This is a genomic window from Paenibacillus sp. RC21 (assembly GCF_044907935.1).
Classification (GTDB): Bacteria; Bacillota; Bacilli; order Paenibacillales; family Paenibacillaceae; genus Paenibacillus; species Paenibacillus terrae_A.
Genome location: NZ_JBIYCS010000004.1, coordinates 701,673 through 727,246, shown reverse-complemented (window position 1 = coordinate 727,246; position 25,574 = coordinate 701,673). Strand labels below are relative to the sequence as shown.

Annotated in this window: 24 protein-coding genes; all 24 read left to right on the top strand. The window is 50.2% G+C overall.

Annotation, left to right across the window (positions count from 1 at the left end; all coding sequences use genetic code 11):
* The first annotated feature begins 24 nt into the window (after positions 1-24).
* The 24 genes from ABIA61_RS16810 to ABIA61_RS16695 all read left to right on the top strand — a co-directional run bounded on the left by ABIA61_RS16810 (position 25) and on the right by ABIA61_RS16695 (position 25,528).
* Positions 25-942 carry an ABC transporter permease gene (locus ABIA61_RS16810; RefSeq protein WP_283654006.1) on the top strand — a complete coding sequence of 306 codons (918 nt, stop codon included), beginning with the start codon at positions 25-27 and terminating at the stop codon, positions 940-942.
* 44 nt (positions 943-986) lie between these two features.
* On the top strand, positions 987-1,970 hold the full coding sequence (locus tag ABIA61_RS16805; protein WP_404581033.1) for an ABC transporter ATP-binding protein: 984 nt from the start codon (positions 987-989) through the stop codon (positions 1,968-1,970).
* On the top strand, positions 1,967-2,953 hold the full coding sequence (locus ABIA61_RS16800) for an ABC transporter ATP-binding protein (protein ID WP_283654004.1): 987 nt from the start codon (positions 1,967-1,969) through the stop codon (positions 2,951-2,953). Before ABIA61_RS16805 ends, ABIA61_RS16800 begins: the two co-directional genes overlap by 4 nt.
* Before the next feature lie 90 nt (positions 2,954-3,043).
* On the top strand, positions 3,044-4,381 hold the full coding sequence (locus ABIA61_RS16795; RefSeq protein WP_404580133.1) for an LLM class flavin-dependent oxidoreductase: 1,338 nt from the start codon (positions 3,044-3,046) through the stop codon (positions 4,379-4,381).
* Positions 4,378-5,700: an LLM class flavin-dependent oxidoreductase gene (locus tag ABIA61_RS16790; protein ID WP_283654003.1), complete on the top strand. Its 1,323-nt coding sequence runs from the start codon at positions 4,378-4,380 to the stop codon at positions 5,698-5,700. The genes ABIA61_RS16795 and ABIA61_RS16790 overlap by 4 nt, the downstream gene beginning before the upstream one ends.
* A gap of 32 nt (positions 5,701-5,732) precedes the next feature.
* On the top strand, positions 5,733-6,365 hold the full coding sequence (locus tag ABIA61_RS16785) for an RraA family protein (RefSeq protein WP_283654002.1): 633 nt from the start codon (positions 5,733-5,735) through the stop codon (positions 6,363-6,365).
* A gap of 205 nt (positions 6,366-6,570) precedes the next feature.
* A complete protein-coding gene (locus tag ABIA61_RS16780; RefSeq protein WP_404581032.1) occupies positions 6,571-7,629 on the top strand; it encodes an LCP family protein in 1,059 nt (352 codons plus the stop codon).
* Positions 7,630-7,675: 46 nt separating this feature from the next.
* A complete protein-coding gene (locus ABIA61_RS16775; RefSeq protein WP_283653999.1) occupies positions 7,676-8,104 on the top strand; it encodes a CBS domain-containing protein in 429 nt (142 codons plus the stop codon).
* 121 nt (positions 8,105-8,225) lie between these two features.
* The gene (locus ABIA61_RS16770) at positions 8,226-8,528 is read left to right on the top strand and encodes a MazG-like family protein (protein ID WP_283653998.1); all 303 of its coding nucleotides are present in this window, start codon (positions 8,226-8,228) and stop codon (positions 8,526-8,528) included.
* Between the two features lie 5 nt (positions 8,529-8,533).
* On the top strand, positions 8,534-9,451 hold the full coding sequence (locus ABIA61_RS16765) for a DUF2232 domain-containing protein (protein WP_044648131.1): 918 nt from the start codon (positions 8,534-8,536) through the stop codon (positions 9,449-9,451).
* Positions 9,452-9,462: 11 nt separating this feature from the next.
* Complete coding sequence (locus ABIA61_RS16760; protein ID WP_014278977.1) at positions 9,463-11,451, top strand: DHH family phosphoesterase; 1,989 nt, start codon at positions 9,463-9,465, stop codon at positions 11,449-11,451.
* Entirely contained in the window at positions 11,448-11,891 is a 444-nt protein-coding gene (gene rplI, locus ABIA61_RS16755) for a 50S ribosomal protein L9 (protein WP_014278976.1), read from the top strand. The genes ABIA61_RS16760 and rplI overlap by 4 nt, the downstream gene beginning before the upstream one ends.
* Positions 11,892-11,893: 2 nt before the next feature.
* On the top strand, positions 11,894-13,252 hold the full coding sequence (dnaB, locus tag ABIA61_RS16750; protein WP_014278975.1) for a replicative DNA helicase: 1,359 nt from the start codon (positions 11,894-11,896) through the stop codon (positions 13,250-13,252).
* A 378-nt stretch (positions 13,253-13,630) separates the two neighbouring features.
* On the top strand, positions 13,631-14,917 hold the full coding sequence (locus ABIA61_RS16745; protein WP_044648129.1) for an adenylosuccinate synthase: 1,287 nt from the start codon (positions 13,631-13,633) through the stop codon (positions 14,915-14,917).
* A 233-nt stretch (positions 14,918-15,150) separates the two neighbouring features.
* The gene (locus ABIA61_RS16740) at positions 15,151-15,975 is read left to right on the top strand and encodes an ABC transporter permease (protein WP_149096164.1); all 825 of its coding nucleotides are present in this window, start codon (positions 15,151-15,153) and stop codon (positions 15,973-15,975) included.
* A gap of 28 nt (positions 15,976-16,003) precedes the next feature.
* The gene (locus tag ABIA61_RS16735; protein ID WP_044648128.1) at positions 16,004-17,035 is read left to right on the top strand and encodes an ABC transporter ATP-binding protein; all 1,032 of its coding nucleotides are present in this window, start codon (positions 16,004-16,006) and stop codon (positions 17,033-17,035) included.
* Between the two features lie 98 nt (positions 17,036-17,133).
* Positions 17,134-18,303 (top strand): extracellular solute-binding protein, encoded by a 1,170-nt coding sequence (locus ABIA61_RS16730; protein ID WP_283653997.1) that lies wholly within the window; start codon positions 17,134-17,136, stop codon positions 18,301-18,303.
* A gap of 2 nt (positions 18,304-18,305) precedes the next feature.
* Entirely contained in the window at positions 18,306-19,148 is an 843-nt protein-coding gene (locus ABIA61_RS16725) for an ABC transporter permease (protein ID WP_283653996.1), read from the top strand.
* Positions 19,149-19,179: 31 nt separating this feature from the next.
* Positions 19,180-20,694: a hypothetical protein gene (locus tag ABIA61_RS16720; RefSeq protein ID WP_404581030.1), complete on the top strand. Its 1,515-nt coding sequence runs from the start codon at positions 19,180-19,182 to the stop codon at positions 20,692-20,694.
* Positions 20,691-21,158, top strand: coding sequence for a hypothetical protein (locus ABIA61_RS16715; protein WP_283653994.1), 468 nt, complete (start codon positions 20,691-20,693; stop codon positions 21,156-21,158). Before ABIA61_RS16720 ends, ABIA61_RS16715 begins: the two co-directional genes overlap by 4 nt.
* Positions 21,151-22,158 carry a CehA/McbA family metallohydrolase gene (locus ABIA61_RS16710; RefSeq protein WP_283653993.1) on the top strand — a complete coding sequence of 336 codons (1,008 nt, stop codon included), beginning with the start codon at positions 21,151-21,153 and terminating at the stop codon, positions 22,156-22,158. The genes ABIA61_RS16715 and ABIA61_RS16710 overlap by 8 nt, the downstream gene beginning before the upstream one ends.
* 38 nt (positions 22,159-22,196) lie before the next feature.
* Complete coding sequence (locus ABIA61_RS16705) at positions 22,197-22,913, top strand: GntR family transcriptional regulator (RefSeq protein ID WP_283653992.1); 717 nt, start codon at positions 22,197-22,199, stop codon at positions 22,911-22,913.
* Between the two features lie 144 nt (positions 22,914-23,057).
* Positions 23,058-23,705 (top strand): hypothetical protein, encoded by a 648-nt coding sequence (locus ABIA61_RS16700; RefSeq protein ID WP_404581029.1) that lies wholly within the window; start codon positions 23,058-23,060, stop codon positions 23,703-23,705.
* Positions 23,706-24,004: 299 nt separating this feature from the next.
* On the top strand, positions 24,005-25,528 hold the full coding sequence (locus ABIA61_RS16695) for a peptidoglycan DD-metalloendopeptidase family protein (RefSeq protein ID WP_404581028.1): 1,524 nt from the start codon (positions 24,005-24,007) through the stop codon (positions 25,526-25,528).
* Positions 25,529-25,574 lie beyond the last annotated feature (46 nt).

Below are 25,574 nucleotides of genomic sequence, written 5' to 3'. Positions count from 1 at the left end.
AAAAGGGAATGGGGTGGTATGAGTATGTCTGAATCTGTACAATCCAAGGCTGCTCTTGCTTTGCCCGTACAAAGCGTGGGTACACAAGGATTGCTGAGGAGGGGTCTGAGCTATCTGTTTCAGAGCAAGACAGGCATTCTGGGCCTGATTGTTCTTGTCATTATTGTGTCTATTTCTGTGGCTGCACCCGTGATTGCCCCTCATGATCCGGCTCAGACCAACATCGCGCGGAAGTTGTTGCCACCGGCATGGATAGCAGGAGGAACGACTGAATTTCTACTGGGGACAGATAGTTTGGGCAGAGATATTTGGAGCCGAATCGTGTACGGGTCGCGTGTCTCGCTAATCGTGGGTTTCTGTTCCGTAGGTATTTCGGGTGCTATTGGCATTACTCTAGGACTGATCTCGGGATATTACGGCCGCTGGGTGGATGCGTTCATTATGCGGATTGTAGATGCCTTTCTGGCTATACCCACGATCCTGTTTATGATGTTGTTCATGCTGGTGCTCGGGCAGGGAGTGGGAACGCTGATTTTTGTCATTGGGATAACGGGCTGGGTGAGCTATACAAGAATGGTACGGAGTGAGGTTCTGAGTGTACGCGAACGTGATTATGTACGCGCGGCAAGAGTGGCCGGTGCTGATGATTTCCGAATCATACGAGTACATGTGCTGCCTAATGTGATTTCTTCTTTTATTATCATTTCTACGCTTAGCATAGGCCGGGTGATTATTTCCGAGGCGGCTTTGAGCTTCCTTGGATTGGGCATTCAGTCGCCTGCCGTATCGTGGGGAGGAATGTTGAGTGACGGGCGCCAGTATTTGGCTACAAGCTGGTGGGTGGCTACTTTTCCGGGTATTGCTATTACGATTACCGTGCTCGCCATTATATTTGTCGGAGATTGGCTAAGGGATTGGCTTGATCCCAAGCTGGATGTATAGCAGGTCAGTTGATGGTTCGGCATAGGCAGGAAAGGAGAGATAGAATGCCGGAAATGTTGCTGGAGGTCAAGGATTTACAGACCTCGTTCATGACGAAGTCTGGTGTGGTCCCGGCAGTCAATCGGGTATCGTTCCATGTAGCCAAGGGAGAAACGCTGTGTATTGTCGGTGAATCAGGCAGCGGCAAAAGCGTGACCTCGTTGTCCATCATTGGATTGATAGATCGGCCGGGGAAGGTCGTAGGCGGCGAAATTGTACTGGAAGGCTGTAATTTGTTGGAGCTGAAGCCCAAAGAAATGCGTAAAATTCGCGGTAACGAAATCTCGATGATTTTTCAGGAGCCTATGACTTCGCTGAATCCCGTGTTTACGATCGGCAGCCAAATTTCGGAATCACTACGAACTCATACGGGATTGAGTAAACAGGAGGCCAGGCTCAAAAGCATCGAGATGCTGAAACTGGTCGACATTTCCCATCCCGAAAAGGTCATTCATTATTTTCCTCATCAATTATCGGGCGGTATGAGACAACGAGTCATGATTGCGAGCGCCTTGTCCTGCCACCCCAAGCTGCTCATTGCGGATGAGCCTACAACGGCACTGGATGTAACCATTCAGGCGCAAATCATGGATCTAATCGGACAACTGAGCGACACGCTGGAGATGGGCGTCATCTGGATTACTCATGATCTGGGCGTGGTGGCTGAAATGGCAGACCGGGTTGCGGTAATGTATGCCGGTGAAATTGTGGAGGAAGCGTATGCAGTTGATTTGTTTGACCGTCCGCTTCATCCGTATACGATAGGTCTGATGCATTCGCTACCCCAAATGGATGGATATCAGGAGGAATTATATTCGATCCCCGGGACAGTACCTCAACTGTCGCAGCTTCCGAAAGGGTGTGCCTTTCAATCACGTTGTCCTGTGGCGACAACCAGATGTATGTTGGACAAGCCAGAGCTGGAACAGGTGGAGGCAGGTCATGTCGTGCGTTGCTTTTATCCCGGCGCTAAAGGGGAGGTGCTATGAGCTTGGCCATTTCGGAAGAGAAGCCTTTGCTTGAGGTCAAGGACTTGAAAAAATATTACCCAGTAAAAACAGGATGGTTATCACGCAAAACCGGTTATGTTCGAGCGGTGGACGGTCTTAGCTTTTCGGTTAACCGGGGGGAGACGCTGGGTATTGTCGGTGAATCAGGTAGCGGGAAAACGACGCTGGGACAGATGATTTTACAATTGCAGGAGCCGACAGGCGGTGAAGTCTGGTTCGACCAGCGTAAATTGACAGGGATGAGCGGTAAGACATTGCGTCATGTTCGTGCCGATTTGCAGCTCATTTTTCAGGACCCTTACGCTTCTCTGAATCCACGAATGAAAATTAAGGATATTATCGCAGAGCCGCTGATCATTCGCGGGGAAACAGAAGGATTGCAGTTAAGAAAGCGAATTAGCGAATTGATGGAAATTGTCGGCTTGGGAGAGCATCATCTGAATCGGTATCCGCACGAATTCAGTGGTGGACAGCGGCAGCGGATCGGAATCGCCCGGGCATTATCGCTAAATCCAAAGCTGATTGTTTGTGACGAGGCGGTTTCGGCGCTCGATGTTTCGATTCAGGCTCAGATTTTAAATCTATTGAAAAGGCTGCAAAAGGAATATCAGCTAACGTATATTTTCATTGCTCACGGTCTTGCCTCCGTTAAATTCGTCAGTGAACATATAGCTGTCATGTATTTGGGCAGGATCGTTGAAATGGGGCAGAGGGATGAGCTGTTTGCTCACCCCAAGCACCCGTATACGAAGTCATTACTGTCGTCCATTCCTGTATCTCATCCACGGAAAACCAAGGAGAGGATTTTGTTGAAGGGCGACATTCCAAGTCCGATCAACCCGCCAAGCGGTTGTAGCTTTCATACTCGTTGTCCAATGGCTCAGGATATTTGCAAAAGTCAGATTCCAGTCTTCGAGCAGCATAAAGACAGGCATGGCGTAGCCTGCCATTTTCCAATGTGAGTGACGATGTAAGCAACACATACAGGAACAAATGCGGAAACTCAAATGAACCAGAGTGTGAGGTGAGGGAAAGTGAGTTATCAACGTCAAATGATTTTGAATTTTTTTATGAATAGTACAGGCTTTCATGAAACCGCGTGGAGGCATCCTCTGGCAGAGCCGGCGGGGGTAACAGATTTTTCTTTATATAAGAAGATGGCGCTTATTGCAGAACAAGCCAAATTCCATACGATATTTTTGGCAGATTCTTACGAGTTGGGCGAGAAAGTCAAGCATCAGGCATTAAACCGTCTGGAGCCGTATACGCTGCTGGCGGCTTTAGCTGCGGTAACGGAGCGCATAGGATTGGTGGCTACGGTATCTACTTCTTATACAGAACCTTTTCACACAGCCCGTCTGTTTGCTTCGCTGGATCATTTGAGTCAGGGGCGTGCAGGCTGGAACATTGTGACGACAGGCATCGGCAACACGCATCTGAATTTCAGCAGAGAGCAGAATTTTGAGCATACGGAGCGCTATGAACGGGCCTTGGAATTTGTACAGTTGACGACCAAGCTGTGGGATAGCTGGGAAGACGATGCGCTGCTGTTTAACAAAGACGAGGGACTATATGCCGATACGGACAAAATCCATGCGATTCGCCATAAAAGCGAGCGCTTCTCGGTCGAAGGTCCGCTGAATCTTCCACGCCCTCCGCAGGGCTATCCGGTGCTGGCACAGGCGGGTTCGTCGGAGGATGGGAAGGAACTGGCCGCCCGGACGGGAGAAATGATCTACACGGCCCAGCAGACGTTAAAGGATGCACAGGCGTTCTATGCTGACGTGAAATCGAGAGTGGAGAAATACGGACGTAATCCGGAGGATGTCAAAATCGTACCGGGCTTTAGCTTGATCGTCGGAGCTACCGAATCTGAGGCGAGAGAGAAGGAGGCTGAGCTGCGCGAGTCGGTTATACCCGAGCTTGGGCTACAGCGGTTGTCTAACCGACTGAAGGTGGATTTGTCCGCCTATCCGCTGGATGGTCCGGTTCCGCAGTTGCCTGACCCTGCCACCATTAATGAGAACCGGAGTCGGTTTGAATTAATGAAAAATATGATCGAAACCGAAAAGCTGACGATTCGCCAATTGATCGAAAGGGCTTCCGGGGGCAATGGCCACCGTACCTTTGCCGGGACGGCTGTCCAGATTGCCGACGAGATGGAGGAATGGTTCAGTCAGGGAGCCTGTGACGGCTTTGTAATCCGGCCGCAGCAGTTGCCGACCGGGCTGGAGGATTTTGCTCGCCTTGTCGTGCCTGAGCTCCAACGCAGAGGATTATTCCATACGGAGTATGAGGGAAGAACCCTGCGTGAGAATCTCGGTCTATCTCGGCCGACGAATCAATTTGCTGCCAAGTTACAGAAGGGGAAAGGAGTTCTTCATACATGAGCGAAGGAAGAAAACTGAAATTCGGATTGTTCATTCAGGCTGCCGGTCACCATACATCGGGCTGGCGGCACAAAGATGCCCAATCGGGAAGTGAAAATTTTGAATTAATCAAGCAACTGGCTCAAACAGCCGAGCGGGCCAAACTGGATATGGTTTTTCTCGCTGATGGTCTGATCACGTCTCCCGATGCTGCGGCATCCGTCATCGCCCGTTTTGAGCCGATTACATTGCTGGCTGCCTTATCTACGGTCACCAGCCGGATCGGTCTTGCTGTCACAGCCTCAACGACATATTACGATCCTTTTAATATCGCCCGCTTGTTAGCATCTGTGGACCAACTGAGCCAGGGGCGAGCAGCATGGAATGTTGTCACAACCTCATCACCTGAAGCGGCCAAAAACTTTTCGCGGGAAGATCACCCGGATCATCATTTGCGGTATGAACGCGCTGCGGAGTTTGTCGAGGTCGTCAAAGGGCTGTGGGATAGCTGGGAACAGCAGCCCTACATTGTGAATAAAGAAACGGGAGAGTACATCGACAAGAGCAAGCTGCATGAGCTGAATCATGAAGGCACATTTTTCTCCGTAAAAGGGCCGCTTAATGTCACGCAAAGTCCTCAAGGCCATCCAGTCATTATTCAGGCAGGATCATCTGGCCCGGGCCAGGATCTCGCTGCCCGGATTGGTGAAGTGGTGTTTACGGCACAGCAATCCTTGGAGGATGCACAGCAGTTCTACAGTCATCTGAAAGCACAACTGCCCAAATACGGTCGTACCGCTGAGCATCTACACATCATGCCAGGATTGCTTCCGGTTATCGGTGCCACAGAGAAGGAAGCTCATGAAAAATATGAATATTTGCAAAGCTTTATTGATGACTCCTTCGCTTACGACTCCTTGTCAGAGAGATTTCAGTATGATATGAGGGCTTATTCTTTGGATGAACCGGTTCCGGATATTCCGGAAGCGGACGGGCGAAAGAGTCGTCCTCAACTGCTGCTCAAGCTTGCACGCGATAAGGGGTACACGTTGCGCCAGCTGTACAAGGAGGTTGCCGGAGCGCGTGGGCACCGCATTGTGACGGGCACGCCTCTGCAAATTGCAGATCACATCCAGCAATGGTTCGTGGGATATGCCGCCGATGGGTTTAATATTATGCCGCCTTATGTACCGGGTGGATTGGATGAATTTGTGGGCGGTGTAATCCCTGAACTTCAGAATCGCGGGTTGTTCAGGACAGAGTACGAGGGCAGCACGCTGCGGGAGCATCTGGGCTTACCTGTCCCGGTAAACCGCCATACACGCGTGGCTTCACCATAAACAACCAAAAGCAACCAAGAGGAGAGAACGATATGTCGAGCATAGACCAACCATTTAAGGAGCTTCCGACAACCAGTATTTCAGATGTTCTGGGCGGATTAACCAATCTGGATTATGATATTAAGCCGATACACGGGCACTGCAAGATTGCAGGCAGAGCATTTACCGTGACTATACCTGCGGGAGATAATTTGGCCGTGCTTCGGGCCATTCGGGAAGCTAACCCCGACGATGTGTTGGTTATTGACGCCAAGGGAGATACCAGCCGTGCGGTGGCGGGTGATTTTGTGGCAGGATTAGCGCAGACACTGGGGTTGCAGGGGATTGTAGTGGACGGCGTGATTCGCGATATTGAGGGGGTCCGAACGCTGAACTTTCCCATTTTTTCCAGAGGGACTACGATTGCCTCGGGCAATAAATATGGTGGAGGCAAAACGAATGTACCCGTATCGGTTGGCGGAGTAAGTATCCAACCCGGAGACTGGATTGTCGGGGATATTGACGGCGTCGTGGTTGTTCCACAGGGGATGGAGCAGCAGGTGGCTGAAGAAGCGAGGCTGAAATATGCTCAGGACCAGCGGCGGGAGACAGAAGTGTCCGGCAATAAAGAAGCAGCACTGCGTTATCTGGACAAGGTACTCGGATTAGGCGCAGGCTCCATTTAATTATACACATACAGAAAAACCATCTACCCCTTTAGAGGAGCGATAGATGGTTTTTCTGTATGTGTACTTTTCAGTATGTTACGCTTTTTGACAACAAGGTAGCAGACCTTTTATGCTGTGGGGGGGAAGTTTCCGCTTCATAAGAGCCAAATTCGGTTTAATGAAGAGATGGGATTTATCGAAGTAAAGAAGGAAGGAACCTGTTATGGAGAGAAGACATAGGAGAAGGACAGACGGCAAGCCTAAGAATAAAAAAAGGTTTACCGCTCTATATATTTCATGTATTGTTTTGTTTCTGATTGCGGTGGGAGGATATCTGTTCCGTAAACAGCTGACGCTGGTGGCCTTTGACTGGTTCGTATCTCCGACGTTGGAGAGCAAGCTGGAGAAGTCCTTTCAGCCGCGCCAATCGGAGGGACAGAAGCAGTCGGAGCCGGTTGCTTATCGGAAAGAGCCGTTTTCGGTGCTGCTGCTCGGTACGGACCAAAGGCCGAACGAGAAGGCGCGTGGCCGCTCGGATACGGTTATTTATGCGGCTGTACGGCCTGCGGAATCGCGTGTGCTTCTGGTTTCCCTTCCAAGGGATACGTATGTCCAGATTGTCGGACATGATCCAAATCATGACGGTGAGGATGATTTTGATAAGTTGGGGCATGCTTATGCGTTCGGAGGCGAGGATATGTCCATAGCTACGGTAGAGAAGCTGATGGAGCATAAGGCCGATTATTATGCTACGATTAATTTCCAGGGTATTCAGGATGCTGTAAATGCGGTGGGCGGGGTTGAGCTTCCCATCGACAAGCCGATTGAGAATAAAAATCCGCTGCATATCAAGTTCCGCATCGAGGCGGGCAAGCCGCTTTATAATGGCGAAGAAGCGATGTATTATGTTAGATATAGGGAAGACAGCGACTTTAACCGTACCAAACGGCAGCAAATTTTTCTGAATGCAATGGCGGATAAGCTGCTGAATATCAACGGAATCTCCAAGATTCCGGAGCTGCTCGATACTATGGGAGCCAATTTCAAGACGGACATGGAGCCTACTTTTATTACAGGACTTGGCAAGCAGGCCATTTCGCAGGGGCAACCACAAATTTCGAGCTTTACGATTACAGGGGAAGGTTTCAAGAAAAAGGGCCTGTATTATGACCGGGCCAATGAACAGGAACTCGAATACGCCAGACTTATGATCGCAAACTGGCTGGATTCTGGCACAACCCCGCAGACGCTGAAGCTTCCCGACAAGCAGGACATTCAGTGAGTAATCATTTGATTTTACAATTGATTTTGAGGGGGATTCTTTTCTCATGAATATCGCTTTTTTCTTGCTTCCCAAACAAGAGGTTGCTTTTGTCACGGCGGATGCAACTTTACGGCAAACGTTGGAGCGAATGGAGCATCACCGCTTCACGGCGGTTCCGATTTTGGATAAGGAAGGTAGATATACCGGCACGGTTACAGAGGGTGATCTGCTGTGGCATATGAAGGAATCTGAGGGGAAAATAACCTTTGAAAACGCTTCGAAGTTTATGCTCAAGGACGTCCCGCTTCGGGTTTCGATAAAGCCGGTGTCCATTGATGCCAATATGGAGGATTTAATTAATTTGGCTAAGGTGCAGAACTTTGTACCTGTGGTGGATGATATGGAACGGTTTATTGGCATTGTCCGCCGTAGCCAGATTATTGAATATTGTGAAAAATTCGTGTCGAGAGAATCGCTTAACTCGTCATCCTAAAGCAAGCAGCATAGCTGCTTTGAAAATAACTATTTATCCTATGGGGTAACAGTTATTTTCAAAATAGGATATGCTATAATGGAGAATAAAGCTTTTTCAGAGGGGTGTGACTCTTCATCATATGCCTAAAGAAATGGATGTAGTTAAACGGGCCAAGGTGATTGAATGGCTCAAAACAGAGGTACTTGATCAGGTTTCCCGTCTGTTTAAAGCGATGTGGGAGGGCAGTACAGCCCGCATTGGCGATTGTCTGGCGAGTCTGATGATGAGCAGTTATATTTTGGGAAGACGTCTTGGGGTGCCTTACCGTGAATTGGATGATCTCCTCATCGACAAGCTAAGAAAGCACAGAAAAGAAGGACACCAGCTGGAGGATTGGTATCAGGACATATCCGCACTGGAAGAACATATGCGTAAGAGGTGAAAACTTTGAAATTCCGCTTGGCAACTGTAGCATGGAGCGTTATTTATTTGCTTCTGCTGCTGTCTCTATTGACACCCTTAAGAATCTTTACCGTATTTTTGCTGATTGTGCCTGGCGTTGTATTGTTTTCATCGCTGCCTTTCAAGGGATTTCTGATTCATGTCATACCGGTGCTGTTGATTATAGCGCTACAAGATGTATATTTGCTGCTTCCCGCGATTTATTTTCTGATCCCCGCCTTGTTAATGGGACGGGTATATAAAAAGGGAGCACCTGCTTTTCAGGCGTTGATGACCGGAACGGGTGTGATTTTAGCCGAGTTGTTGGTTGTATTGCTCATCGCTACGTATACCTTCGGGTTTGATCTTTCGCAGTATCTTCGTGATCAGGCTGCTATATCGGCAAATCTGGTACAGCAAATCCTAAATGGCAATCCGATGCTTCCTGGCATGAATTGGACAGCAGAAGATACACAGAGACTCGGTACGATGATGATCGGCAAAGTTCCATATGTGCTGATCCTGACCTCGTTTTTACTGGCTGTGATCACGCACGCTCTGACGCGTCCGGCATTGAGTAGCCTTGATGTGCCTGTACGCAAAATGAAGCCTGCCCGAGAATGGAGACTGCCACGCGCGCTCATCTGGTATTACCTGCTGGCGATTGTGTTTGAGTGGGTGGCTATGTCCTCTGACAGCAGTTGGGTTCAGGCGGTTTCTGTTAGTATGTTGCCGCTGATTCATGCGTGCTTTATTATCCAGACGATCGGATTTATTTACTTCTGGACGCATAGCCGTAACATGAGCCCTGTGATCGCGGTGCTGCTATCGCTCGTCGTTCTGGTGTTCCAGCCACTCCGCATTATCGGTATTATTGATTTGGCCTTTCCGCTGCGTGAAGCTATTACAAGATCAAAGAAATAGGGTGAACAGTCATGCCTAAATTTCTACAAAAACGCTGGCACGGCTATCAGACTGTCTGGGCGTTTTTACTGCTGCTGGTGCTTGTCATATGTATTTCCATGTATAACTGGGAACTGGGTGTGATGGGACTGGTGCTGTCATTCTTGCTCGGCGGGCTGATGCTGAAGACGGAATTGGATTTCCGTCGGGAACTGAATCAATATATCAGCGGCCTTTCCTTTCGCATCAAGCGGGTGGAAGGGGAAGCGGTCAGCTCACTGCCGTTTGGCATCATTTTATACAGTGAAAATCGAACGGTAGAATGGCACAATCGGTTCGCTGGGGAAATGTTCGAGGACCAGTCACTGATAGGCGAGCCGCTCCAGGACCTTTTTCCCCAGCTGGCAGGAGCTTTGGGTGCCAAAAAGGAAACGAAGGAGCCTGTGCGTGAGCTAAAGGTAGAGCTACAGCATGATGAGCGCTATTATCAGTTCCTCATCGTGCTGGATGAGCGTCTGATTTATTTGTATGAAGTAACGGAGTTGGCGGTGCTGCGCAAGCAGTATGAGAACGAGCGGCTGGCGCTCGGCATCGTTATGCTTGATAATATGGATGAAGCTGCTCAGGGAATGGACGATCAGCAACGTACCGCGCTTATTGCGAAGGTGTCGAGCGAGATTACAGCATGGGCGAACCAGTACAATATTTATTTGCGCCGTTTGTCATCCGAGCGCTATCTCATCATGCTGAATCACAAGGCGCTTCAGGAGCTGGAGCAAAGTCGATTCGTCATTCTGGATACGGTGCGGGAAATGACTGCCGATTTGAAAGTGCCGATGACACTGAGCATCGGTTTGTCCTTCGGCGCGGAGAGCATCAAGGAGCTGGGTGAGCTGGCTCAGTCCAGTCTGGATATGGCGCTCGGACGGGGTGGCGACCAAGCGGCGGTGAAGGCCGGACAGCGTCTATCTTTTTACGGCGGCAAGTCCAATGCTGTCGAAAAGCGTACACGGGTGCGCGCGCGGGTCATTGCGCACGCGCTGCGTGACCTGATGCAGGAGAGCGACCGCGTGCTGATCATGGGGCACAAAATACCGGACATGGATGCACTGGGAGCAGCCATTGGGGTGTGGAAGGCGGCAGCGCTCTACAACGTAGAGGCGCACATCGTGCTGGATAAATCCAATCCGTCCATCGACCGGATGATGGAGCAGGTGAACAAGGACGAGAATCTGTCGGCAGCGCTCATGACACCAGAGCAGTCGCTCCAGTTGATGACCGAGCACAGCCTGCTGGTCGTGGTGGATACGCACAAGGCCTCGATGACGATTGAGCCAAAATTGGTGCAGACGGCGAGCAGGGTGGTCGTTGTAGATCATCATCGTCGGGGCGAGGAGTTTATTAACGACTCTGTTTTGATTTATCTGGAGCCATATGCGTCGTCGGCTTGTGAGCTGGTGACAGAGCTGCTGCAATATATTCATGAGAAGGTTCAACTGACGCCGCTGGAGGCGACATCGTTGCTTGCAGGGATTACGGTGGATACCAAGCATTTTTCCTTGCATACAGGCTCGCGGACGTTTGAGGCTGCCGGTTTTTTGCGGCGTAGCGGGGCGGATACAGTGATGATCCAGCGTTTGTTAAAAGAGGACCTGGATGAATATATTGCTAAGGCGGAAATTATTAAGCATGCTAAAATGATATATGGGCACATCGCGCTTGCGGTGACAGAGCCCGGACAGAAGATACCGCAGCTCCTGATTGCTCAGGTGGCGGATTCATTACTCAATATGACGGATGTACTGGCCTCTTTTGTGGTCAGTGAACGTCCTGACGGCCTGGTGGGGATCAGCGCCCGTTCACTCGGACGCATGAATGTACAGGTCGTCATGGAACGGCTAGGCGGCGGAGGACATCTGACGAATGCGGCGGTTCAGCTGGATTGTCCGCTGGAGGAAGCCAAACGCAGAGTGGTCGACGTGCTGGCCGAAATTGATGGGGAAGAGGGGTTATTTGAATGAGAGTGATTTTTATTAAAGATATGAAGGGCCAAGGCAAGAAGGGACAAATTAAGGAAGTATCGGATGGGTACGCAGCGAATTTTCTGCTGCCGCGCGGTATTGCCCGCCCGGCGACGGAAGGGAATATGAAGACGCTGGAGAACCAGAACGCTGCTGAGGAAAAGCGCAAGCAAGAGGAAAAGGAAGAGGCGCAGGCACTCGGCAAAAAGCTGGAATCCACAACCGTTCAGCTGAAAGCAAAAGCTGGTGAAGGCGGTCGACTGTTCGGCGCAATTACAAGCAAGCAAATCGCGGAAGCGGTCGCTGCAACGGGGATTAAGCTGGACAAACGCAAAATCGAGCTGGAAGAACCGATTCGTACGTTGGGCGTGACTCAAATGACCGTTAAGCTTCATCCTGAGGTCAAAGCTACGCTGAAGGTACAGGTGACCGAAGAATAATTATGGGCGGCGAATTTTTCGATCGGATTCCTCCGCAAAATCTGGAGGCAGAACAGGCGGTTATCGGGTCCATTTTGCTCCAGTCCGAAGCACTGATTACAGCGATGGAGCGGGTGCAGACCGAGGATTTTTACGATAAGGCTCACCAGATGATTTACGAAGCGATGATTGAGCTGGGTGAATCCGGACAGCCGATAGACTTGGTTACACTGACCTCGAAAATTCAGGACAAGGGTCAGCTGGAGGATATCGGGGGCGTCAGCTATCTGGCGAAGCTGGCTCACGGGGTGCCGACAGCGGCTAACGTGGATTATTACGCTCAGATTATTGAAGAAAAGGCGATGCTCCGCCGATTGATTCGTGCAGCCACGCAGATTGTGAGCGAAGGCTATAGCGGCGGCGAGGACGTCGCTGGTATGCTGAGCGATGCCGAGCGCAAGATTATGGAGATATCCAATGGGCGCTCGGGCAGCGGCTTTATTGCCATCCGCGATGTCGTGATGGAAGTGTTCGACCGGGTCGAATTGCTGCATCAGAACAAGGGCAATACGACCGGGATTCCGTCCGGCTTTGTTGATTTGGACAAGATGACGGCGGGTTTCCAGCGCAATGATCTAATCATTGTGGCAGCTCGTCCATCCGTGGGTAAAACGGCGTTCGCCCTGAATATTGCGCAAAACGTTGCGGTTCGGGCGAAGGAGACGGTAGCCATCTTCAGTCTGGAAATGTCGGCGGCCCAGCTCGTTCAGCGGATGATCTGCGCCGAGGCCAATCTGGACGCGAACGTCATGCGGACAGGTGATTTTAAAGGCGACGACGATTGGGCGAAGCTGACGATGGGCATTGCGGCCTTGTCAGAGGCCGAGATCTATATTGACGATACGCCGGGTATTACTGTTGCGGATATCCGTGCCAAGTGCCGCCGTCTCAAGACGGAAAAAGGACTCGGCATGATCGTGATCGACTACTTGCAGCTCATTCATGGGCGCGGGAAATCGGGCGAGAATCGGCAGCAGGAGGTATCCGAAATTTCACGGACCTTGAAGCAAATTGCCCGTGAGCTGGAAGTGCCTGTAATCGCCCTTTCCCAGTTAAGCCGGGGTGTAGAGCAGCGTCAGGACAAGCGTCCGATGATGAGTGACTTGCGGGAATCCGGTTCCATTGAGCAGGATGCTGATATCGTCGCGTTTCTGTACCGGGATGATTACTATAATCAGGAAACGGAAAAGAAAAATATTATTGAGATTATCATTGCCAAGCAACGTAACGGCCCGGTCGGTACGGTAGAGCTGGTGTTTCTCAAAAATTATAATAAATTCGCCAATTATGAGCGTGCCCATTCGGATGCGTTCGCTGGATAACGGAATGATATATTTGAAAAAAGGCTCTTTCGACGCGGTTTGCGCGATGTCGAAGGGCCTTTTACATATCATGCTCATATGTTTTCATATAAGGACCGAAACTCTCAATTACGAACAATACTATTTTCATGTGATATAATGTTCGCTTTTTATTTGACTTTAAAAAATGGTGCTGTTACACTTATAGTGCTGCTTCAACGCAGTGGGGAGATCATTACGCCCGGGGCTTTCCGTACCTACGGAATGTCTGCGACGGACGTTTTTTCCTGCTGTCCGAGAACGTTCTATATCTGTCCGCTCAGGCGGTTGAAGTCAGATATACGTAGCGCGTCAGCCCAAAATCAGAGTGTCTGTGGGCACTCCACGGAGGAATGAAACATGTCAACTGTAGTCGTTGTGGGAACACAATGGGGAGACGAAGGCAAAGGTAAAATTACGGACTATCTGGCGGAAAGCGCTGAAGTGGTGGCCCGTTACCAAGGCGGAAACAATGCCGGTCATACGATTCTCATTGACGGTAAAAAGTACAAGCTGAGCCTGATTCCATCCGGCGTTTTTTATGAAGATAAAAAGTGTGTCATTGGCAACGGCATGGTAGTTAATCCGGCCGCTCTTATTGAAGAAATTACTTACATTCACGATAATGGCTTTTCTACGAAAAATCTGGTCATTAGCGACCGTGCACATGTTATTATGCCATACCACATCACGTTGGATGTGCTGGAGGAAGACCGCAAAGGACCTAACCAAATCGGTACGACGCGTAAAGGGATCGGCCCTGCTTATATGGATAAAGCTGCACGTAATGGTATTCGTATTGCTGATTTGCTGGATGCAGAGGAATTCGAAAAGAAGCTGCGCCATCAAACAAAAGAGAAGAATCAAATGATTGAACAAGTATACGGCGGCAAGCCGCTGGATGTAGAAGAAATACTGAAACAATACCTGGAGTATGCAGAATTTGTTCGTCCTTATGTAGGGGATACGTCTGTTGTGTTGAATGATGCGATTGATGCGAATCAAAAGGTACTGTTCGAGGGCGCGCAAGGCGTTATGCTCGATATCGACCAAGGTACGTATCCGTACGTTACGTCCTCGAACCCATCGGCTGGCGGCGTATGTATCGGTTCCGGTGTAGGCCCGTCCAAGATTCAACAAGTCATCGGTGTAGCTAAATCCTACACAACTCGTGTCGGTGACGGTCCGTTCCCAACGGAACTGAATGATGAAATCGGCGATTACATCCGTGAAACAGGTCATGAGTATGGTACCGTTACAGGTCGTGCTCGTCGTGTTGGCTGGTTTGATAGTGTGGTTGTACGTCATGCCCGTCGTGTCAGCGGACTTACAGGTTTGTCCTTGAACTCGCTGGACGTATTGACAGGTCTGAAAACGGTGAAAATTTGCACAGGCTACAAGTATCGCGGTGAGGTGATTACGCATTATCCGGCTAGTTTGAAAATGCTGGCGGAGTGCGAGGCCGTATACGAGGAACTGCCAGGCTGGAGCGAAGACATTACTGGCGTGAAAACGCTGGAGGAACTGCCTGAGACTACTCGTAATTACGTACAACGCGTATCTGAGCTGACAGGTATTCCAATTGCAATCTTCTCTGTTGGTCGTAACCGTGACCAAACGAACCAGGTGCTTCCGATTTACCTGTAAGCTAGCAGAATTGTTTTCATCTGTTAAGGCGTTATGCATAGCTATTCCTGCACGACCAAGGAGAGAGAGGCTGTTAAAAGCCCCCCTCTCCTTTTTTTATGTAAAAACCGTTCCTCTGATTTCCTTCCCCTTTACAAAATCTTATCGCCCATGTCGATTTGTGATAACAAACCCTCTCTATAATCCAGATAGAAAGAGATTCGGACGTCTAGACGTCTTGAGAGGGATGAATTATGAACTGGTATCTTCGCTCACTTGGCACACGCAAAATTGTGGAGTTCATCGTGCTCGTTATTTTCGTCATTTTTTTCCTGGGGCCTCTGACTAACCTGTTGCTGCTGGCGGTTTCAGGAAAATGGCAGTATCCTGCACCGCTGCCACAGAGCTTGTCACTGGAATGGTGGAAATTTGTATTGACCCAGGATGATGTGCTCAGCTCCATATCTCTATCCTTCCTGATCGCCATTACGGTTACCGTGTGCTCGATTATCGTATGTGTTCCCGCTGCCTACGCCTTCGCGCGGATTTCGTTTCCGCTGAGTAAGTGGTTTTTGTTTTCATTTTTGCTCACGCATGCTTTTCCAAAAATGGGGCTGTACGTGTCTATCGCGGTGTTGTTCTACAAGTTCGGGCTGATGAACACCTTTACGGGCATTGTATTGATCCACATGGTGAACACGCTGATGTACATGACCTGGATTCCTTCCTCTGCGTTCCGCAGCGTCCATCGTGCTCAAGAGGAATCTGCCCGGGATGCCGGGGCGGGACCGTTACGGGTTTTCTGGAAAATTACGTTCCCCATGGCGCTGCCCGGCATTGTGGTCGCTTCCATCTTTACATTTCTCGCTTCATTAGATGAGGCGCAGGGAACGCTGCTCGTCGGGACACCAGACTATAAAACGATGCCTGTCATTATGTATTCCATTATTGCGGATTATCCGAGTACTACGGGTGCTGTATTCTCCGTCATTTTGACTCTGCCCACAGTGATCTTGCTGCTGGCCGCAAGGCGTTTCGTAAGTGCGGACGTGCTGGCTGGCGGATTCCAGGTGAAATAATGCAATTGGTAAAAAGGAGCCAAAGCTAATGTCCATTCAATTATCCATTCGTGAGTTAACCAAGCGCTTTAAGACGGGAGACGGAGTCAAGGGCATCTCACTTGACGTGATGAAAGGGGAACTTGTGACCCTGCTCGGTCCTTCCGGCTGTGGTAAAACAACCGTGCTTCGCTCCATTGGCGGCTTTCTGGACCCGGACAGTGGCGACATTCAGATTCAGGGTAAAAGTGTGCTCAAGTTGCCACCCGAAAAACGCCCAACCGCTATGGTGTTCCAAAGCTATAATTTGTGGCCGCATATGACGGTGTATGACAACCTTGCTTTCGGGTTGAAGATTCGTAAGGTGAAAAAGGCAGAGATTGACCGCCAGGTGAAGGAGGCGCTGGCGCTGGTTCGGCTGGAGACGGCAGAGCGTAAAACGCCGGGGCAGCTCTCGGGCGGTCAGCAGCAGCGGGTAGCACTTGCTCGGGCTCTGCTGCTAAAGCCGGATGTATTGCTGCTGGACGAGCCTTTTTCAGCGCTCGATGCCAAGCTGCGCATGGAGATGAGGGAGGAGCTGCGCGACATCCAGACCCAGACGGGGATGACGATGGTGTTCGTCACCCACGATCAGGAGGAGGCCTTATCCATTTCCGACCGGATCGTCGTTATGAATGCGGGTCGGATTGAGCAGCTCTCGTCACCGCAGGAGATTTATGACAAGCCACAGTCGCTTTTTGTAGCGGGCTTTATTGGTCGCATCAATTTATTAAAGGGGGTGAGTACAGGTCGCAGTGTGTCCGTGAGCGGAATTGCGTTCGCGCAGGAGCATGAATACAGCGGTGAATCCATGGTCGGTGTAAGGCCAGAGGATATTGTTCTGACGACGGAAGAAAATGGCTCTCTAGCCGGAACGATCAGGCAAGTGATGATTCTCGGGCATTATGCGGAGGTTTCGCTGGATAGCGGTACCGATCATCTGAAAATGTTTGTGCCACGTGAACGGGCGGCCGATCTGCGCAGTGGAGAGCAAATCAGATTCAGCTTCAGTAAAATTGTTACTTTTCCAGCAGCACAGTGAAGATTCACGATCAACCTCTACATCGCATCAATGTCCATCATGAACGCATCATCTGGTGATGCTGCGAACTTGTGCAACTATCTAAAGGAGGCAACAACGTGTTTGGGAAAAAGAAGATGGGTCTGATTTTGTCTGGGGTGCTTAGCTTATCGTTGTTGGCTGGATGTGGAAACGGTGGTAATGCCGCTACAGCTACAGGGGAAGCCAAGGATACGAAAGCGGGAGCAGCTACGGGAACGACAGAAATCTCCTTGTACACTGGCGGTTCTTTGAACGTCAAAGAGCTGTGGGAAACGTTAATCAAGGACTTTGAAGCTAAAAATGATCACGTTAAGGTCAAACTGGTGTATTTGCCAGCGGGAACCGGGGGCGCATCTACACTGGATCGTCTGATCGCAGCCAAGAAGAGCGGGCAAACCGATACAGATATCGACCTGTACGAAGGCAGTCTGGATGACATCACCAAAGGGGTAGGCGAAAAACTGTGGGAAACGGTAGACACCGCCAAAGTTCCGAACCTGGCGAATGTAGATGAAACGTATCTCAAGCAAGTAAACAATCAGGCCATTCCATACCGTGCCTCTTCGGTTGTTCTCGCCTACAACAGTGCAAAAGTAGCGACACCTCCGAAAACAGCGGATGAGCTGTATACGTGGATTCGTCAGCACCCGGGAAAATTTGCTTATAACGACCCGTCCACGGGTGGATCGGGTAGCTCGTTTGTGAACACGGTTATCTATAATTTCCTTCCTCCAGAGGCGATGAACAGTGATGATCCGGCAAATATGAAGAAATGGGATCAAGGCTTCTCGTTGCTCAAGGAACTGGGTCCTTCGATGTACCAAAAGGGAGTCTATCCGAAAAAGAACCAAGGCACGCTTGATATTTTGGCAAGTGAAGAGGTGGACATGGTTCCGGCCTGGTCCGATATGGCGCTCGAACAACTGGCTAAAGGTCTGCTTCCAGACACGGTGAAGCTGACACAGATCGACCCTGCTTTTACAGGCGGTCCGTCTTATCTGATGGTTCCTTCGCTTTCCTCCAAAAAAGAAGCAACACAAGAATTCCTGAATTTTGTGCTGACGCCAGAAGCGCAAACGGTGGTCATCAACAAAATGTATGGCTATCCGGGGATTAAGTGGAGTCTGATGCCAAGTGAATTGCAAGAAAAATTCAACAGTGTATCTTCTGGATACCGTAGCTTTAACAGCGGCGAGCTCCAGCAGGAAATCTACAAACGCTGGCAGAGTGAAGTAGCGGGCGGTTAATCATGAGTTCATCGTCCAAAAGGGGGATGCTGGGGCTTGCCCTGGTCATCCCGTCTTTTCTCATTTTGCTGGTCGTCGTCATTATTCCGATTCTCTATGCCGTAAAGGAAAGCCTGATAGATCAGCATGGAACGGGCTACGGGCTGGCGAACTATATCCGCCTCTTTACGGAGCCTGCGATGCGAAAAAACATTATATATACGATCAATGTCACACTGGTCTCGACAGCCCTCACATTGGTCATCAGCTACGCTTTGGCGATTTATCTGCGATTTGGAAAAGGTTTTGTTGTCAAATGGATCGGCCGATTGTATTTTGTCCCGATGTTCGTTCCCGGCGTAATTGCAACCTATGCGATCATTACGATGTACGGCAATCATGGCTGGGCTGCACGCCTTTTGTTGCCGCTGGGTATTGAAACCATTCCGAGGATTATTTACGACTACAAAGGTCTGGTGCTGGCTAATCTGTGGTTTAACATTCCATTCGCCACCATGCTGCTAAGCTCGGCCCTTGCCAGCATTCCAAACGCTGTTGTGGAGAGTGCCAGAGACGCGGGAGCCAGCACGCTGCAACTGTTTGGGCGCTTTATTTTACCCCTTTCCTACAAAACGATGTGGGTTGCGGTGACCTTCATCTTTATGGGGATTATGGGCAGCTTCACAGCTCCGTTCCTGATTGGCGCCAACTCGCCGCAGGTGCTGGGTGTCGCAATGCAGCAGGTATTTTCCAGCTATCAGGAGACGCATACAGCCAGCGCTATGGCAGTGTTTATGTTTTTACTGTGTTCTTTTATGGGATACTTTTACATTCGAACCATGGTGAATGATGCGGATGCGAGCTAGACAGCCGCTATAAACTAAGGAGGTTACAGGGATGAACAGCCAAGCAGAGGTGCAGATTACCGGGTTTAGTGGGCGAGTGTGGGAAAAGGACCTGCTGGATTGCGGGTATCGGATTGCCTTACACAAAGCGGAGGTTGAACTCAGTCCGGGGAACGGATTCCGGTTCACGTTTTCCATGCCCGAAGACGGGTTCGCGGAGCTTGACCTGCTCGCCAGATCGGACAGTGACTGGGCTGCGACAGATCGGGAATCCGCCTTCGTGCGCCTCTACCTGAACGAAGCCTATAATCAGGATGTTATTTTGTATTATGGCAGCAGTCAGGGTGTGTACACCCGTTTGTTGGGGTATCTAAAAGAAGGCGATTATGAGGTCTATGCCGAATTTCGAGAACTGGAGTCGGCTCCGCTTGTATCCAGAGCATGGATTGACGGGGTTGAAATGCGCTGCGTGGCCGATTCGTCTCCAAGATCGCTGATTTATCGCCACACCCCACTTTTATACGGTCGCAATCTGGCACATCCCTATGAGAACCGCTTTACGGATACACCGCTTGTTCTGTTCTACTCCGTGGAAGAGAATGAGGGGAAAACGGTCATTGAATACCAGATGATGTACAGCCATGAGGATGAAGGAACGCCCGCACCGCTGCTCATGAGCAAATGGGGGAGAACCACCGATATCGAATGGATGTACCGCGTCGAGCTGGATGCCGGGGGCAATGTTCTGGATGCTGTTTTCCAGGGGGCATATCATATTACGACTGCGTTTAATGGCAACTATGATCTGGGCGGGCATCCTGTTCTCCAATCCGCAACAACCAATGGAAACTTTAAGGATGACATTTCATCGGACTATCGTTTTATGCTGCCGCCTGCTTTCCAGTGGAAGCCAGAGGAAGAGCCGCGTGAGGCGGTCATGAGTCGTTTTCCTTTTGCCTATCAGGTCACCGGGTGGGAGATGGAGCGTCAGCAGGAGCTGGAAATGCCGTCAAATGCGTCTTCCATTATGCTTGCCCACCAACGCAGCTATGTATTTATCCAGACTTCAAAACGCCCCTTAAGGAATTCCAGCAGTGAATTGTCTCCAGCGTCCAAGCCGGGCTTTAACCGACGCGAGGAAGATGCCTGTGTGGATATAGAGCTTCGCCTTCACGGGTCGGAGCAGTGGTATTCATCGTGCTATCATGATCTGCGACTGGGTGAATTCAGGGCTGCTTATGAGGGTGCAGAGTCGCATTTTTCTACAACGGTCAAGTTATCTGGAGAGGCTGTGCTTGAGGATATAGCTGAAATCAGAGCCGTATTGCTGGAGGGCGGTGCGGACAGCATGGAAGTGGCTGGACTGTATGCTTTTACGCTAAACGAGGAAAACCTGCCGCAGTTTCCTGGTATTCGTACAGATCGGGTGATTGAGCTAACGCGGCATCATCCAGCGGGTATTTTATGGGCAGCAGACAAAAACGGAGCGGGTGATGGCAATCATACTGTGAATCATATGGTGAACCGTACTGTGGATGACCCGACAAGTCAGGATGGGGAGTCATGAGCAGGCTACTGTATGTGGAAGGAACGGTCGATAGAACCTGCACCCAGAGCCATATTACGTACTCTTTTCACATCCCACAGCCGACTGACACGATCCGCATTCACTTCTCTTACACCCCCAAGTTATTGGAGGATCAGGAGCAAGCGCGAGAAATTATTGAGGAAAGCATGAGCAAATACGGATACGACGAACCGGGACATTCATCAGATCTGTGGAAGAAGTATATGCCACTGCAAAATTTATTGACGCTGTCTGTCGATGACCCTCTCCGCCATCGGGGAAATGCACACCGTCCCGAGATGCAGCAGGAGCATTGGCTCGGTTCGTCTGCGGCTTCGCCGGGATTCCTCGCAGGAGATAATCCGGCGGGAATGTGGCGGATTACCGTCAGTCTGCATGCCGTTGTGACCGAGACGCTTGTTTACCAAATTCACGTATTGGGGGAGGGAGCCATATATGCTTAAATGGATTCCGTCTGAGCTTCACACCCATACGCTTCACAGTGACGGAAAGCAAACGCTGGAGGAGCTTGCCCAAAGCGCAGCGGACCTCGGGCTTGAATGCATCGCTATGACGGATCACAATACCCAGTCGGCACTTGTGGATCAGGAACGGGTCCAGCAGCAGTTCGGTGTCCCGATCATTTCAGGGATGGAGTGGACGACCTTTTACGGACATTTGCTGACGCTGGGGGTAGACCGCTTTATTGACTGGCGAGTGCTGGGGCCGGATGACATTCATGAGGGAATCCGGCAAGTGCATGAGCAGGGAGGCATTGCAGGGCTTGCCCATCCATTCAGGATCGGAAGTCCGATCTGTACGGGGTGCTTTTGGGAATACACCATTCAGGACTGGCATGAGGTCGATTATATTGAGGTCTGGTCAACGCTTATGCCGTCTATTAAGCGGGATAGCCAGCGGGCGTTTGCCATGTGGACGGATTTATTGAATCAGGGGTATCGCATCACGGCTGTAAGTGGTCGGGACTGGCATGTATCCAAACCGGATGATGCGCTTCCGGCTGTCACGTATCTGGGTGTTCATGGTGAAGCAGAAGAGCAGGAGAGCTTAGTTAACCGGGCAGTCGAGGCGATCCGCCTCGGTTCGGTGTCGGTTACGATGGGACCGTTACTGACGATGTCGGCACAGGTTAAGGGCAGTGAAAAGCGATATCACATCGGCGAATGTGTAGAGCTGGCTGTGGAGGATTCACTGTCTGTGACGGTTCAATTGGATGTGGAAACGAGAGCAGGCCATTACAACCTTGAGCCTCAGAACCTTCGCCTTCTGCTGACAAGCGGCCAGGGGGTATGCTTCGAAACTTATATCCCTGCTCAATCAGGTGAATATACGCTATCATTACAAGATCCAACAGGAAAAGGCTGGGTGCGAGCCGAATTATATGGATATATGGAAGATTGCGTCACGATGATTGCCTTTACAAATCCGATGTATATCACTTGAACTCAGGTCACTATAATAGAAAGGCTGGGCTTTGGACGGTGTCAACAAAACAAGAGAACATTAAGCAGCTTATAGAGGAATATATAGAGGTCAACCAAATTGAGCCGGGCGAGAGGCTGCCTTCGGAAGCTGAACTTTCCCGATTGTTCTGCGTCTCGCGTGCGACGCTACGGGGAGCCGTCCGCCAGTTGGAAACGGAAGGCAAGCTGTTGGTGAAGCACGGGAGTGGTACGTTCGCTACTTGCCCGCTGCCGAGCATTCCAAGCTCGCTGGACCGCCTGTACAGCATCGGGGACATGATCCGTTCGGCAGGGTTGCGGGAAGACGAGCAGCTGGAATCTATCAAGAGGATGAAGGTTTGTCCTCCTGAAATTGCCGAACGAATGAGGTTTTCCGAGAATGAGCCCATGATCGTTCTGGAGCGTACTCGCACAGCCGATGGGGAAGCGGTAGCACATTCTATCAATTGGATGCCGGAGACATTAGCAGGTTCGATTTTGGACGGCGGGTCTTTTTCGGGTTCGCTTTTTCAAAGTCTGGAACTTAAAGCCGGGGTACGAATCGTTGGCGCGTATTCGGAGCTTACCGTCCCGAGTCATGACGATGCCCATATGACGCGTCTGTTGAAGCATCCGCAGGCCACGGTGTTACTGCTCAAGCAGCTTCATTACGATGAGCTGAACAGACAGGTGTTGTATTCACTGGATTATGTCCGCAGCGACATTTTCCATTTTTGGGTGCGCCGTACGCGCTGATTCATGTAAGAATTACATCTACTATCCAACCGTGCTAGTTTTACATATTCCAAGGGTTAAAAATCGTCATATCTCGTCAATACTGATCTATATGCACTTCATGATGATACACATGGCAAGATGCGTATAAGGAGGTAACGGGATATGAGGTGGCTTGGATGGCTGCTTAAAAAAGGAATAACAGTGGTGCTGGTCAGTGCTTTAACGCTGGCAGTAACAGGTGTGGTCGTGAATGCCTATGTTCAATCGCTGCTGCGGCAGTTTAACATTCAACTGGATCATCAGCCAGTATGGGGATTGGGTTGGCTGAATGGAAGCTCTGGCACCGATAAAAGTACAGGTACGGGAAAAAACAAAGCTACGGGTGGCGGTTCGGAAAGTGTAACACCGCCTGATGATGCTTTATCCGTCATGGGACAGGGCTTAGATGAGAGTGGGAGCGGCGCAGGAGGCACGGGTACCAGTGGGGCAACGAATGGGAAAACCCCGCAGGAGGGCGGTTCTTCGTCGACTGGTGCGTCACGGAACGCTACACCTGAAACGAGTATTGAAGGTCATGACCTGGTCATCACGCCCGATAATTTGACGGAAAAGAAGAACAGTTTACCCGCCGAGCAGAAGCAGGAAATTTTTGCGATTCTGATGAATAAATTGCCGCCTGAGGAAATGCAGAAAATATCTGCCGCGATGGAAGGCGGCCTGACCGAGCAGGAGCTGCAGGATATTCAGCAGGTGCTTGCGAAGTATCTAACGAAAGAAGAGTATAACAAGCTGATGGGTATGCTTAAATAGTAACGATTCGACTATGGGGAATGCTCATGCTCACAATAGGACTGTGGAATCCGCGCCGGGCGCGGATTTTTTTGCGTGTCAGGCAGAAATTGGAGTGGAGTTGAATTCTTTGTAAAGGCTATGTTAAAGTAAACAGTGTCGCGAAAAGGTTAAAATTTTGAAACCTTTTACGCAACTATGCAATGCTAGATAGCGACTAATATCATAGATACTTGTAAATACAGGCTGGAATCATAGCGAGAAAAACCAATAACGAACGCATTTATATAGAGATAAGATATGCTGAAAAGGAGAGAATCATGGAGGTTTTTAAGGGGAAGCATTCACCAGACAGCAGGAAAGAAGAATCAAGCGTTGAAAACAAGCCTGCTGGAGCAGCAGGAAAAATAGCAATGTGGTGGAACGGACGGAGAAAATGGTTGAGCTGGACCGCAGGCGGTGTGGTGATTGCAGGCAGTCTTATTTTTGCTGGCAATCAATATGTCGGAGCCAATACGGTTCCTTATTATAAAGTGTATGTAAAGGGTGTGGAGGTCGGAAGCATCCTCAATGAGCAACAGCTAAATCAACTGTATGCAACGAAGAGCAAGCAATATAAGGACAAGTATCCCGGTGTGGACATGGTGCTCAATACAAGCGCGGTAACGACAGGCATTGAAAAGGCGTATAAAGTGGATATCGACAGCGGAGCAACACTGAAGAAGCTGGACGGCATGCTCACCGCGTATGCCAAAGGAGTAGAAGTGAAGGTCAACGGCCAGACGGTCGGTATTGTAAAGGATAAAGCGACTGCACAGGCTGCTTTGAAGCAAGTGCAGAAGAAATACACACCTGCGGGTGAGGCCACGGCTACAGGCATCAAGGGACTGGTTCGCAAAACATCCGTGGGCAGCAGTCATGCAAGTACCAGTAGCAAAGCCCCTAAAGCATGGCTGGAGTCTGCCAGTATTCGTGAGAAAATTGCATATGAGCCTGTAAAAGCGGACCCGAATAAGGTGCTGACAGAGGCAGAAGCGGTTAAAGCACTGACTGAGGCGCGTGAGGAACCTGTAACGTATACGGTACAGGAAGGCGATTCCTTGTCGTCGATTGCGAATAAATTTAATATGACCGCTTGGGAGATTAAGCAGAACAACCCCGGCTCGCGTGAGCTGTATCTGCAAATCGGGGATGAATTGAAGCTTACCGCTCCAAAGGCTCCGGTTACGGTCCGGACGGTAGAGAAGGTCGTTGAGCAGATTGCCATTGAGCCTGAGATTGAGGTTCGCCAAAGTGACGAGCTGAAAGCAGGAGTTACCAAGGTTGTCAGACCTGGACAGGCAGGCTTGAAGGAAATGGATTACCGTCTGACCAAGGAGAATGGCGAGGTCGTGCAAGAGGAATGGCTCGGTCAAAAGGTGTTGCAGCCGTCTGTTTCCGAGGTGGTTTTGAAAGGAACAAAGGTCGTAGGCGAAGGATCGGGAGAGTTCGCTTGGCCGGTGTCCGGCGCAGCGATGTCGAGCAGCTTTGGCGCACGCTGGGGACGTATGCATGAGGGTGTCGATTTGGTCGGCAGTCCTGACATCCACGCATCGGATGAAGGTGTAGTTACATTTGCAGGTCAGCAGAATGGCTACGGCAATGTCATTATGATCGACCATGGTAATGGCTACCAGACGGTATACGGGCATTTGAGCAGCATTGGCGTTCATGTGGGACAGGTGGTTCAGCAAGGCGAGTCGATCGGTGTTATGGGGAACACGGGACGCTCGACAGGAACACATCTGCATTTTGAAATTCGTAAAGACAATACGCCACGCAATCCAATGACGTATTTAAGATAGAAGGATCGTTTATAACGCTGGATGATAATTCATGAGGATACGGGGA

Excerpts from the sequence above, each read along its gene's own strand:
- dnaB (WP_014278975.1), top strand. The coding sequence starts at position 11,894 with ATGGGCGGCGAATTTTTCGATCGGATTCCTCCGCAAAATCTGGAGGCA.
- ABIA61_RS16775 (WP_283653999.1), top strand. The coding sequence starts at position 7,676 with ATGAATATCGCTTTTTTCTTGCTTCCCAAACAAGAGGTTGCTTTTGTC.
- ABIA61_RS16715 (WP_283653994.1), top strand. The coding sequence starts at position 20,691 with ATGAGCAGGCTACTGTATGTGGAAGGAACGGTCGATAGAACCTGCACC.
- ABIA61_RS16810 (WP_283654006.1), top strand. The coding sequence starts at position 25 with ATGTCTGAATCTGTACAATCCAAGGCTGCTCTTGCTTTGCCCGTACAA.
- ABIA61_RS16785 (WP_283654002.1), top strand. The coding sequence starts at position 5,733 with ATGTCGAGCATAGACCAACCATTTAAGGAGCTTCCGACAACCAGTATT.
- ABIA61_RS16770 (WP_283653998.1), top strand. The coding sequence starts at position 8,226 with ATGCCTAAAGAAATGGATGTAGTTAAACGGGCCAAGGTGATTGAATGG.
- ABIA61_RS16790 (WP_283654003.1), top strand. The coding sequence starts at position 4,378 with ATGAGCGAAGGAAGAAAACTGAAATTCGGATTGTTCATTCAGGCTGCC.
- ABIA61_RS16740 (WP_149096164.1), top strand. The coding sequence starts at position 15,151 with ATGAACTGGTATCTTCGCTCACTTGGCACACGCAAAATTGTGGAGTTC.
- ABIA61_RS16710 (WP_283653993.1), top strand. The coding sequence starts at position 21,151 with ATGCTTAAATGGATTCCGTCTGAGCTTCACACCCATACGCTTCACAGT.
- ABIA61_RS16720 (WP_404581030.1), top strand. The coding sequence starts at position 19,180 with ATGAACAGCCAAGCAGAGGTGCAGATTACCGGGTTTAGTGGGCGAGTG.
- ABIA61_RS16800 (WP_283654004.1), top strand. The coding sequence starts at position 1,967 with ATGAGCTTGGCCATTTCGGAAGAGAAGCCTTTGCTTGAGGTCAAGGAC.
- ABIA61_RS16745 (WP_044648129.1), top strand. The coding sequence starts at position 13,631 with ATGTCAACTGTAGTCGTTGTGGGAACACAATGGGGAGACGAAGGCAAA.
- ABIA61_RS16700 (WP_404581029.1), top strand. The coding sequence starts at position 23,058 with ATGAGGTGGCTTGGATGGCTGCTTAAAAAAGGAATAACAGTGGTGCTG.
- ABIA61_RS16760 (WP_014278977.1), top strand. The coding sequence starts at position 9,463 with ATGCCTAAATTTCTACAAAAACGCTGGCACGGCTATCAGACTGTCTGG.
- rplI (WP_014278976.1), top strand. The coding sequence starts at position 11,448 with ATGAGAGTGATTTTTATTAAAGATATGAAGGGCCAAGGCAAGAAGGGA.
- ABIA61_RS16735 (WP_044648128.1), top strand. The coding sequence starts at position 16,004 with ATGTCCATTCAATTATCCATTCGTGAGTTAACCAAGCGCTTTAAGACG.
- ABIA61_RS16805 (WP_404581033.1), top strand. The coding sequence starts at position 987 with ATGCCGGAAATGTTGCTGGAGGTCAAGGATTTACAGACCTCGTTCATG.
- ABIA61_RS16780 (WP_404581032.1), top strand. The coding sequence starts at position 6,571 with ATGGAGAGAAGACATAGGAGAAGGACAGACGGCAAGCCTAAGAATAAA.
- ABIA61_RS16725 (WP_283653996.1), top strand. The coding sequence starts at position 18,306 with ATGAGTTCATCGTCCAAAAGGGGGATGCTGGGGCTTGCCCTGGTCATC.
- ABIA61_RS16695 (WP_404581028.1), top strand. The coding sequence starts at position 24,005 with ATGGAGGTTTTTAAGGGGAAGCATTCACCAGACAGCAGGAAAGAAGAA.
- ABIA61_RS16795 (WP_404580133.1), top strand. The coding sequence starts at position 3,044 with ATGATTTTGAATTTTTTTATGAATAGTACAGGCTTTCATGAAACCGCG.